Annotated in this window: 12 protein-coding genes; 3 read left to right on the top strand and 9 right to left on the bottom strand. The window is 73.3% G+C overall.

Going from position 1 to position 9,794, the window contains the following annotated elements; all coding sequences use genetic code 11:
* Window positions 1–97: 97 nt before the first annotated feature.
* The 4 genes from moaA to AB0O00_RS21045 all read right to left on the bottom strand — a co-directional run bounded on the left by moaA (window position 98) and on the right by AB0O00_RS21045 (window position 4,454).
* Window positions 98–1,087, bottom strand: a complete 990-nt coding sequence (gene moaA / locus AB0O00_RS21060) for a GTP 3',8-cyclase MoaA (RefSeq protein WP_363653951.1) — start codon at window positions 1,085–1,087, stop codon at window positions 98–100.
* Between the two features lie 80 nt (window positions 1,088–1,167).
* Window positions 1,168–2,778: a cation acetate symporter gene (locus AB0O00_RS21055; protein ID WP_363653949.1), complete on the bottom strand. Its 1,611-nt coding sequence runs from the start codon at window positions 2,776–2,778 to the stop codon at window positions 1,168–1,170.
* Window positions 2,775–3,131, bottom strand: coding sequence for a DUF485 domain-containing protein (locus AB0O00_RS21050; protein ID WP_363653947.1), 357 nt, complete (start codon window positions 3,129–3,131; stop codon window positions 2,775–2,777). Before AB0O00_RS21050 ends, AB0O00_RS21055 begins: the two co-directional genes overlap by 4 nt.
* A 279-nt stretch (window positions 3,132–3,410) precedes the next feature.
* On the bottom strand, window positions 3,411–4,454 hold the full coding sequence (locus AB0O00_RS21045) for a zinc-dependent alcohol dehydrogenase family protein (RefSeq protein ID WP_363653945.1): 1,044 nt from the start codon (window positions 4,452–4,454) through the stop codon (window positions 3,411–3,413).
* Window positions 4,455–4,579: 125 nt separating this feature from the next.
* Between AB0O00_RS21045 and AB0O00_RS21040 the strand changes: the two genes are divergently transcribed.
* From AB0O00_RS21040 to AB0O00_RS21030, 3 genes are read left to right on the top strand one after another with little or no spacing between them, the layout of a single operon-like run.
* A complete protein-coding gene (locus tag AB0O00_RS21040) occupies window positions 4,580–5,563 on the top strand; it encodes a DEDDh family exonuclease (RefSeq protein WP_363653943.1) in 984 nt (327 codons plus the stop codon).
* A 31-nt stretch (window positions 5,564–5,594) separates the two neighbouring features.
* Window positions 5,595–6,398 (top strand): SURF1 family protein, encoded by an 804-nt coding sequence (locus tag AB0O00_RS21035; RefSeq protein WP_363653941.1) that lies wholly within the window; start codon window positions 5,595–5,597, stop codon window positions 6,396–6,398.
* A 50-nt stretch (window positions 6,399–6,448) separates the two neighbouring features.
* Window positions 6,449–7,213, top strand: a complete 765-nt coding sequence (locus AB0O00_RS21030) for an SDR family oxidoreductase (protein WP_363653939.1) — start codon at window positions 6,449–6,451, stop codon at window positions 7,211–7,213.
* Between the two features lie 11 nt (window positions 7,214–7,224).
* Here the strand turns inward: AB0O00_RS21030 and AB0O00_RS21025 are convergent, their stop codons facing one another.
* The 5 genes from AB0O00_RS21025 to AB0O00_RS21005 are packed head-to-tail and all read right to left on the bottom strand — an operon-like array spanning window position 7,225 to window position 9,580.
* Window positions 7,225–7,872 carry an alkaline shock response membrane anchor protein AmaP gene (locus AB0O00_RS21025; protein ID WP_363653937.1) on the bottom strand — a complete coding sequence of 216 codons (648 nt, stop codon included), beginning with the start codon at window positions 7,870–7,872 and terminating at the stop codon, window positions 7,225–7,227.
* Window positions 7,869–8,480, bottom strand: coding sequence for a DUF6286 domain-containing protein (locus tag AB0O00_RS21020; RefSeq protein ID WP_363653935.1), 612 nt, complete (start codon window positions 8,478–8,480; stop codon window positions 7,869–7,871). The genes AB0O00_RS21025 and AB0O00_RS21020 overlap by 4 nt, the downstream gene beginning before the upstream one ends.
* Window positions 8,477–8,809 (bottom strand): hypothetical protein, encoded by a 333-nt coding sequence (locus AB0O00_RS21015; protein WP_363653933.1) that lies wholly within the window; start codon window positions 8,807–8,809, stop codon window positions 8,477–8,479. The genes AB0O00_RS21020 and AB0O00_RS21015 overlap by 4 nt, the downstream gene beginning before the upstream one ends.
* Window positions 8,809–9,000, bottom strand: coding sequence for a hypothetical protein (locus AB0O00_RS21010; protein ID WP_363653931.1), 192 nt, complete (start codon window positions 8,998–9,000; stop codon window positions 8,809–8,811). The genes AB0O00_RS21015 and AB0O00_RS21010 overlap by 1 nt, the downstream gene beginning before the upstream one ends.
* Before the next feature lie 46 nt (window positions 9,001–9,046).
* Window positions 9,047–9,580 carry an Asp23/Gls24 family envelope stress response protein gene (locus tag AB0O00_RS21005; RefSeq protein ID WP_363653929.1) on the bottom strand — a complete coding sequence of 178 codons (534 nt, stop codon included), beginning with the start codon at window positions 9,578–9,580 and terminating at the stop codon, window positions 9,047–9,049.
* Window positions 9,581–9,794: the final 214 nt, after the last annotated feature.

The raw sequence follows: 9,794 nt of genomic DNA, 5'->3' as shown, positions 1-9,794 counted from the left end.
CGTCCGTTGCCGACTTGACCTGTCCAGGGCGTGGCATCCAGGCACCTCCTGGACAGGTAGCCTACCAGCAGAGATCCTTAAGTCACTGGTATTGGCCCTAGCCCCCGATCGCCGACATCGGCCGGTCGGGCTGGTGGAACTCCGGGTCGTCGATCCCGGCGCCCGCCTTCTTGCCCCACATCGCCGCCCGCCACAGCGCGCCGATCTCGTGGTCGCCCGCGCCCTCGCGCAGGGCGGTGCGCAGGTCCGTCTCCCCCGTCGCGAACAGGCAGTTGCGCACCTGACCGTCGGCCGTGAGCCGGGTGCGGTCGCAGGCGCGGCAGAAGGGCCGCGTGACGGAGGCGATCACGCCGACCCGGGCCGGGCCGCCGTCCACCAGCCAGCGCTCGGCCGGCGCGGCACCCCGGCGCGCGGAGGGCTCCGGGGTGAGCGCGAAGCGCGCGGCGAGCCGGTCCAGGATCTCCTCGGCGGTGATCATCGACGTGCGGTCCCAGCCGTGCTGGGCGTCCAGCGGCATCTGCTCGATGAACCGCAGCTCGTAGCCGTGCTCCAGGCACCAGGCGAGCAGGTCGGGCGCCTCGTGGTCGTTGACCCCGCGCATCAGCACGGCGTTCAGCTTCACCGGCGCCAGCCCGGCGGCCTCGGCGGCGGCCAGCCCGTCCAGGACGTCCTGGTGGCGCCGGCGGCGGGTGAGCGTGAAGAACACCTCGGGGTCGAGGGTGTCCAGGGAGACGTTGACGCGGTCGAGCCCCGCCTCGCGCAGCGCCGTCGCGGTGCGGGCCAGCCCTATCCCGTTGGTCGTGAGCGAGATCTCCGGGCGCGGCTCCAGGTCACTGCACGCGGCGACGATCGCGACCAGCCCGGGGCGCAGCAGCGGCTCGCCGCCGGTGAAGCGCACCTCCCGCACCCCGAGGTCGCGCACGGCGATGGTGACCAGCCGGACGATCTCCTCGTCGGTGAGCAGGTCGGGCTTGCCGAGCCACTGCAGCCCCTCCTCGGGCATGCAGTACGTGCAGCGCAGGTTGCACCGGTCGGTGAGGGAGACGCGCAGGTCGACGGCCTGTCGTCCGAAGGTGTCGAGCAGCACGGCGGTCCCTTCACCAGAAATGCGGCCGGCCCGGCCCACCGTCGCGGCGGGGCCGGGCCAGCATAGTCATCGCGTGGTGATCAGTGGGCGCCCAGTCCGGTCAGCGAGCGGACCTCCAGTTCAGCGTACTTCGCCGGGTCGGGGCGTTCCTTGGACAGCAGGGTGCCGATCCAGCCCGCGAGGAAGCCGATCGGGATGGAGACCAGGCCGGGGTTCTCCAGCGGGAACCAGTGGAAGTCGGAGTCCGGGAAGAGCGCGGTCTTCGCGCCCGAGACCACCGGCGAGAAGATCACCAGCACCACCGAGCTGATCAGGCCCGCGTAGACGGAGGCGACGGCGCCGGCGGTGGTGAAGCGCTTCCAGAACAGCGAGTAGAGCAGCGTCGGCAGGTTGGCCGAGGCGGCCACCGCGAAGGCCAGGGCGACCAGGGCCGCGGTGTTGAGCTTGCCCGCGAAGAGGCTGAGCACGATGGCCACGGCGCCGATCGCGACGGCGGCCCACTTCGCCGAGAGCACTTCCTCCTTCTCGGTGGCCCGGCCGCGCCGGATCACGTTGGCGTAGAGGTCGTGCGCGAAGGAGGCCGAGGAGGCCAGGGTGAGGCCGGCGACGACGGCGAGGATGGTGGCGAAGGCGACCGCGGAGATCACCGCGAGCAGGATCGCGCCCCCGGTGGAGCCCGCGCCGCCGCCCAGCGACTCGGCCAGCTGCGGCGCGGCGGTGTTGCCCGCCGCGTTGGCCGCCTTGATCGCCTTGGGCCCGACCAGCGCCGCCGCGCCGAAGCCGAGCGCCAGCGTCATCAGGTAGAAGACGCCGATGATGCCGATCGCCCAGAGCACCGACTTCCGCGCCGCCTTGGCCGTGGGCACGGTGTAGAAGCGGACGAGGATGTGCGGCAGGCCGGCGGTGCCGAGCACGAGCGCGATCCCGAGGCTGATGAAGTCGAGTTTGCTGGTGTCGGTGGCGCCGTACTTCAGCCCGGGTTCGAGGAAGGCCGCGCCCTTGCCGCTCGCACTGGCGGCGGCGCCGAGCAGCTCGGACGGGTTGAAGTGGTACTTGGCGAGCACCAGGACGGTCATCAGCGCGGTGCCGACGATCAGCAGCACGGCCTTGACGATCTGCACCCAGGTGGTGCCCTTCATGCCCCCTATCACCACGTAGACGACCATCAGCGCGCCGACGGCGACGATGGTCCAGCGCTTGGCGCCGTCCCCGCTGACGCCCAGCAGCAGGGCGACCAGCGTCCCGGCGCCGACCATCTGGGCGAGCAGGTAGAAGATCGACACGACGATCGTGGAGACGCCCGCGGCGGTGCGCACCGGGCGCTGCTTCATCCGGAACGCGAGCACGTCCGCCATGGTGTAGCGGCCGGAGTTGCGCAGCGGCTCGGCGATCAGGAGCAGGGCGACCAGCCAGGCCACCAGGAACCCGATCGAGTACAGGAAGCCGTCGTACCCGGAGAGGGCGATGGCGCCGGCGATGCCGAGGAAGGACGCGGCGGACATGTAGTCGCCGGAGATGGCCAGGCCGTTCTGGAAGCCGGTGAAGCCCCGGCCGCCGGCGTAGAAGTCGGCGGCGTCCTTGGTCTGCCGCCCGGCCCAGACGGTGATGCCGAGCGTGAGCAGCACGAAGAATCCGAACAGGGTCATCGTGAGGCCGCGGTGCTCGGTGGCGGAGCTGGCGAGCAGGATCATTCGGCGGACTCCCGGGGAGCATGGACGGCGGCGCCGTGGGCCTCGCGGATCGCGGCGGCGGGCGGGTCGATCCGCCGGTCCGCGTACCGGGCGTACCACGCCGCGATGGCGAAGGTGGTGACGAACTGCAGCAGCCCCAGCACCAGTGCGACGTTGATGTGCCCGACGACCTTGGTGCCCATCAGAGCGGGCGCATAGCTGGAGAGCAGGACGTAGAGCAGGTACCACAGCACGAAGCCGATGGTGACCGGGAAGGCGAAGTTCCGGAAGGAACTCCGCAGAGCCCGGAACTCCTCGCTCTCGTCGATGAGTTGGACATCCGTAGGGGCAGTGGTGATCGGCGGCGATTCCACGCTGTACTCCTCACTCCTTCGGCGTAGCGGTCGCACAAGGGGGACGCTCGGAGGTGAGGGGCGTCACAATCCGTATGCGCGCCGCGCAATGCTAGGAGCGTCGTGCCCACCCCGGAAGGGGTTGACTGCGATCGGCCAGCTGTTCACCCCCTCGCACTATCCAATTGGCCGAAAACCACCACTGGCGTCACATCGGAACCACCCGATTCCATGCTTAAGGGGCGTCACCGCCCAATGGTGACGCCCCTCATGACGATCTATCAGATGTGGCCGGATCGGTCAGAAAGCGATCCGGACCTTCAGTGCCGACCGGTCGTCCATGGCCCGGTAGCCGTCGGGGACCTCCGCCAGCCCGACCGTCCGGTCGAACACCAGGCCCGGCTCGATGGCGCCCGAGAGAACGTCCGGCAACAGCTCGGGGATGTACGCGCGCGCCGGCGCCACCCCGCCGTTCAGCGAAACGTTGCGACCGAACATCTGGCCGATATCGACTCCGGCGCTCCCGCCGTGCGGCACCCCGACGTAGCCCACCGCGCCGCCGTCCCGGGCGATCGAGACGGCCGTGCGCATCGACTCCTCGGTGCCGACCGCCTCCAGCACCGCGTGCGCGCCCTGTCCGCCGGTCAGCTCCTTCACCGCCTCGATCGCCGCCTCGCCGCGCTCGGCCACCACGTCCGTCGCGCCGAAGCGCCGGGCGAGGTCCGTACGGGCGGTGTGCCGGCCGAGCGCGATGATCCGGCCCGCGCCCAGCCGGTGCGCGGCCAGCACGCCGCACAGGCCGACCGCGCCGTCGCCGACCACGGCGACCGTCGAGCCCGGCCGCACCCGCGCCGAGACCGCCGCGTGGTGCCCGGTGGCCATGACGTCCGACAGCGCCAGCAGGCCGGGCAGCAGCTTCTCGTCGCCGGCCGCCTCCTTCGGCAGCTTCACCAGCGTCCCGTCCGCGAACGGCACCCGCACCGCCTCGCCCTGTCCGCCGTCCGAGCCCACCTGGCCCCAGAAGCCGCCGTGCGGGCAGGACGTCTGGAGGCCTTCGAGACAGAACTCACACGTGCCGTCCGACCAGACGAACGGCGCCACGACGAGGTCGCCCTTGGCGAAGCCCCGCACCTCGGCGCCGGCCTCCTCGATCACGCCGAGGAACTCGTGGCCGATCCGCTGCCCGGCCACGCGCTGCGCGACGCCGCGGTACGCCCAGAGGTCGCTGCCGCAGATGCAGGCGTTCACGACCCGCACGACGGCGTCCGTCGGCTGCTGGATCACCGGGTCGGGGACCTCTTCGATCCGGATGTCATTGGGGCCGTGAATGACGGTGGCGCGCATGGATTCTCGTCCTTGTCCTCGGAGTCGGCCGCATGTACGACACTGATGCGGAACACTCTATTCCGGCTGCCCCGCCCGAACATTTCGGCCGTACGCCACCCGATCGGCGCTTATCCTGTTGGACCATGCAACCGATCCAGCCCGAGACGCTCGGCGCGCGGCTCCCCGCCCAGCGCACCGCCACCCCCGACGGGGGCTTCGCCGTGGTGGACGTCGAGACCACCGGCCTCGGCCGCTCGGACCGCGTCATCTCCGCGGGCGTCTACCAGCTGGACCCGGACGGCGAGATCACCGACCACTGGTACACCCTGGTCAACCCCGAGCGGGACCCGGGCCCGGTCTGGATCCACGGCCTCACCGCACAACTGCTCTCCGGCGCCCCGACCTTCCCGGAGATCGCCGACGAGTTCGCCGCCCGTCTGGCGGACCGCGTCCTGGTCGCCCACAACGCGCTCTTCGACTGGAACATGATCTCCCGCGAGTTCTCCCGGGCCGGCCGCCGCGCCCCGGTCGACCAGCGGATCTGCACCATGGTCCTCTCCCGCGACCTGCGCCTGCCGCTGCCCAACGGCAAGCTCGCCTCGCTGGCCGCGCACTTCGGCGTCCAGCAGCGCCACGCCCACAACGCCCTGGACGACGCCCGCGTGCTCGCCGAGGCGTTCCGCCCCAGCCTGGAGCTGGCGCGCCTGGGCGGCGTCCCGCTGCCCCTGCAGACCTGCGTCGCGGTCACCGACCTCGGCGAGGACGAGCCCGTGTCCCCCGGCCGCAGCAGCTGGAACGGCGCCGCCTACCGCCAGGCCAAGAAGCGCCCGCCGTGCCCCTACCCCAACCCGGGGCGCTGGGAGGACGGCAAGCCGCTGGTCCAGGGCATGCGGGTGGCCTTCACCGGCGACACCGCCACCGACCGCGAGCTGCTGGAGGACCGCGCCACCGAGGCCGGCCTGCACATCGCCTCCTCGGTGAGCCGGCTCACCAGCCTCCTCGTCACCAACGAGCCGAACAGCTGGAGCGGCAAGGCCCGCAAGGCCCGAGAGGTCGGCACCCCGGTCGTCGGCGAGGACGCCTTCCTCCAGCTGCTGCGCGAGGTCGCCCCGCACCCCGGTGCGTGAGCCGCTTGTGAGGTCGGCGTACGGTTCCCATGTGTACCGTTTTCTGCTGACCCGGCAATGGCTGATCACCCTGCTGATCGCGCTGCTGCTGATCCCCACGACGATCAAGCTGGGTTTCTGGCAGCTGCACCGCCACGAGGCACGGGTGGCCCGCAACGAGCTCATCGCCAAGGCCCTCACCGCCACGCCGGAGCCGTTCGACAGTCTGTCGCCCGCCCCCGGCACCGCCGTCCCGGCGGACCTCACGTGGCGCGCGGTGACGGCCACCGGCCAGTACGACCCGGCGCACGAGTTCGTGGTCCGCAAGCGGACCGACGCCAACGGCACCATCGGCTACTTCGTCGTGACCCCGCTCAAGCTGTCCGACGGCAAGGGCACCCTCCTGGTCAACCGCGGCTGGGTCGCCTCCGGCGACGGCGCGGCCGACTACCCGCCCGTCCCCGCCGCCCCCGCCGGCGAGGTCACCCTCACCGGCCGGATGCGCGCCGACGAGACCGCCAAGGGCAGCGGCGGCTTCATCAAGGACCGCGCCGGCCTGCCCGACCGCCAGTTCAACCTGATCAACACCGAGCAGCAGACCAAGGAGACGGGCGCCCCCCTGCTCGGCGGCTACCTGGAGCTCACCGCCACCACCCCGGCCCCGGCCGACCAGCCCGCGCTGATCCCCGAGCCCAACCACTCCGACATCGGCCCGCACATGGCCTACGCGATCCAGTGGTGGCTGTTCACCGCGATGATCCCGGTCGGCGTGTGGGTCCTCGTCCGCCGCGAGGCCAAGGACCGCGCCAAGCAGCAGGCCGAGCCCGAGGTCACCCCGGAGGCCGTCCCCGCCTGAGAGGACGCCCGCGCCACGCCGGACGCCCCCGACGGGGCAAGATGTCCCCCATGGATCTCGGACTGAAGGACAGGGCGTACGTCGTCACCGGCGCCACCCGCGGCCTCGGCCTCGCCGCCGCCCGCGAACTCGCCGCCGACGGCGCCCACGTACTGGTGACCGGCCGGACCAAGGAGTCCGTGGACGCGGCCGTCGCCGGACTCGCCGGCCTCCCCGGCACCGCCCATGGCGTGACCGCCGACAACGCCGACCCGCGCACCGCCGAACGGCTCGTCACCGAGGCGACCGCCGCCTTCGGCCGCCTGGACGGCGTCCTGATCAGCGTCGGCGGCCCGCAGGCCGGCTCCGTCGAGACCACCCCGGAGGACGCCTGGCGCGACGCCTTCGAGTCGGTCTTCCTCGGCGCCCTGCGGATCGCCCGCACCGCCGCCGCGGCCCTCGGCGAGGGCGGCGTGATCGGCTTCGTGCTCTCCTCCTCCGTCCGCCAGCCCATCCCGGGCCTCGGCATCTCCAACGGCCTGCGCCCCGGCCTCGCGATGGCCGCCAAGGCGCTCGCCGACGAGCTCGGCCCGCGCGACATCCGGGTGGTCGGCCTGCTCCCGGCCCGGATCGACACCGACCGGGTCCGCGAGCTCGACGCCCTCGCCGGCGACCCGGACGGTGCGCGCGCCCACCACAGCGCCGGCATCCCGCTCGGCCGCTACGGCACCCCCGAGGAGTTCGGCAAGGTCGCCGCGTTCCTGCTCTCCCCCGCCGCGTCCTACCTGACCGGCCTGATGGTCCCGGTGGACGGCGGAGCCCTTCGCACCCTCTGAGCCCCGGCCGGTCACTCCACCCGTGGTGGCCTCCGCCGACGTCCCCGCCGACGGCGCCGCGGACCGGCGGGGGCCTCCTGGAGCACCCGGATCCGCAGGTCGGCGGGGAGCTCCGGCAGCCCCAGGCTCCCGAGCGCGTCGGCCCGCGGTCCCGTCTCGAAGTGCTCCACCAGCCCGGCCGGGTCCCCGCCGGGGGTGAGCCGGACGGCTCCCCGCAGCCGCGGGTGCCCGGGCGCGCGCACCAGGCGCACGCCGGCGCGCTCGACCTCGGGCAACACGACGGTCCCCGACTCCAGTACCTCCTCCAGCGCCCGCGCGCTCACCCGCACCTTGAGCCCGCCCGCCCCGGGCGTCGGCACCGCGATGCTCGACAGCCCCGTCCGCCGCAGCTGCGCCACGAGCCACCACACCATGGCGACGACCAGCACCGACAGCCCGCCGATGACGGTCGGCCACCACCAGGCACTCGCCACCCACCGGGTCCGCGAACGCGCGCTCACCACGGGCTGGTTGGGCGAGGTCAGCGGCCACCATCCGGGCGGGTGCACACCGAGCCGCCCGTACAGGTCGAGCCCGCCGGCCAGCACCAGCACCCCGGCCACCACGAGCACCGCCCCCACCAGCCCGATCAGCACCCGGTTGACGGTCCCCCGGCTCATCCCGCCGCCCCTCCCACGTCGCCGACGCTCCCCGCCCCTTCCTCGCCCGCCCCCGCCTTCGGCACCGTCCGGACGTCCAGCCGCAACGGCCGCGCCAAGGTCACCCGCGCCAGCTCGTCCCGCAACTGCCGTTGCAGCGCCGCCGGGTCGGACGGCCCGTACAGGTGCACCCGCACGCGCCGCCGGCCGATCTGGACCCGGACGCGCTCGACGCCCGGGAGCCCGGCCGCCCGGTCGGTCAGCAGGTGCCCGATCCCGGACCGGTTGATCACCGCGCTGGTACCGCCGTGCGGGCGCAGCGCCAGCCACCGGCGCAGCCCCGGCGCGAACGCCAGCCAGAGCAGCAGGCCCCCCAGCCCGGTGGCCACCCCGGCGCCGACCAGCACCCACAGGTCGTCCAGGTGACGGGTGGCGAGCTCGTCCGCGATCTCCGCCCGCCACCGCCGCACGGAGTGCCCGGTCCGCACCGAGACCACGTCGTACAGCAGCGCACCCGCGACCACCAGGACGCCGGCCGCCACCAGCGCCGCCTCGGGCGTCCGCGCCGCCCGGGGCCGCCGCACCTTCTCCTCGTCCGCCCCCGCCTCCCCCTCCTGCGGCACCGTCACGACCGCCCTCCCGTCACCAGCCGCTCCACGACCACGACCACCTCCGAAACCCGCGTCCCCGTCAGCCCCTTGACCTGCGCCCCGACGCGGTCGCGCACGGCCCGGGCGAGCGCGGCCAGATCGCTGGGGAACGGCAGCTCGACCTCGATCCGGACCCGGACGGTGCTGCCGGGCACCGACACCGACACCGTGGGCAGCGCGCCCCTGAGCGACCGTCCGGCCCACGCTCCCGCCAGGGCCTCGGTGGCCGCGCGGGCCGCGATGCGCGCGTACGCGCGGTCGGAGATCCGGATCCGGCCGCGCGCCGCCGGGGCGGCCGGGCCCGTCATCAGCGGCGCCGGTCGCGGCCGCGGAGCAGGTCGGCCAGGTCCCGGAGCTCGATGTCGCCCTCCAGCAGCCGCCCGACCACGAAGCCGACCAGCCCGAGCACCCCCACCAGCAGGAAGGCCGCGAACCCGCCGAAGTACCCGGCGAAGCCGAGGGCAATGCCCACCACGAGGCCGACCACGGCCAGGTTCATCCGCTACTCCCTCGTCCTGCGCCCCGGATCCCGCGTGCCCGGGCCGTCACTTGAGCTTGGGCCGCTGTCCGGAGGACACCACCTGTTCCTCTTCCTCCTCGAACTCCGGCTCGTCCGGGAGGTGCACGTCGTTGACCGCGATGTTGACCTCGACGACCTCCAGGCCGGTCATCCGCTCGACCGCGTTGATGATGTTCTCCCGTACCTGGCGGGCGAGTTCGGGAATGACGACGCCGTACTCGACGACCAGTGCGATGTCGATCGCGGTCTGCTTCTCGCCGACCTCGGCCTTGATGCCGCGTCCGATGCTGGACCGGCCGCCGGGCACCCGGTCCCGCATGGCGCCGAAGGTGCGGGCCAGCCCCGAGCCCAGCGCGTGGATGCCGGAGACCTCGCGGGCCGCCATGCCGGCGATCTTCTCGACCACGCCGACGGCGAGGGCCGTACGGCCGCGCTCGGCGACCGGCTTGGCCGCACCCTGGGCGGCCGGGGCGGCCGGGCCGGAGTGGCCCGGGGAGCCGGACGGGCCGGAGGCGTGGGAAGGAGCGGAGGCCGGGGCGTTCGCGGGGTTCTTGTGCATGCTCGCGGGCGTCGGAGTGTCAGGCATTGGGCGGGTCTCCCGTCGTACGGCTCCAGCTATATCGCAGATCCCCACAACTCTGGCATTTCGCCACGTTTCGCGCCCGCCGAGCGACGGCCCGGCGCCCCCTCCGGGAACGACGGAGGCCCGGCCCCGGGGAGCGACCCCGGGCCGGGCCTCACGAGCGCGAGCGGGCGTCAGTCGCCGATGCCCG

It is taken from the genome of Kitasatospora sp. NPDC093558 (assembly GCF_040683475.1).
In the GTDB taxonomy this organism is placed as follows: Bacteria; Actinomycetota; Actinomycetes; order Streptomycetales; family Streptomycetaceae; genus Kitasatospora.
The sequence above is the reverse complement of the archived record's forward strand: the minus strand, read 5'-3'. Positions and strand labels throughout refer to the sequence as shown.

Coding starts and splice junctions, on each gene's coding strand:
- AB0O00_RS21005 (WP_363653929.1), bottom strand. CDS start 9,580: ATGCACAAGAACCCCGCGAACGCCCCGGCCTCCGCTCCTTCCCACGCC.
- AB0O00_RS21025 (WP_363653937.1), bottom strand. CDS start 7,872: ATGAGCCGGGGGACCGTCAACCGGGTGCTGATCGGGCTGGTGGGGGCG.
- AB0O00_RS21030 (WP_363653939.1), top strand. CDS start 6,449: ATGGATCTCGGACTGAAGGACAGGGCGTACGTCGTCACCGGCGCCACC.
- AB0O00_RS21045 (WP_363653945.1), bottom strand. CDS start 4,454: ATGCGCGCCACCGTCATTCACGGCCCCAATGACATCCGGATCGAAGAG.
- AB0O00_RS21015 (WP_363653933.1), bottom strand. CDS start 8,809: ATGACGGGCCCGGCCGCCCCGGCGGCGCGCGGCCGGATCCGGATCTCC.
- AB0O00_RS21040 (WP_363653943.1), top strand. CDS start 4,580: ATGCAACCGATCCAGCCCGAGACGCTCGGCGCGCGGCTCCCCGCCCAG.
- AB0O00_RS21055 (WP_363653949.1), bottom strand. CDS start 2,778: ATGATCCTGCTCGCCAGCTCCGCCACCGAGCACCGCGGCCTCACGATG.
- AB0O00_RS21010 (WP_363653931.1), bottom strand. CDS start 9,000: ATGAACCTGGCCGTGGTCGGCCTCGTGGTGGGCATTGCCCTCGGCTTC.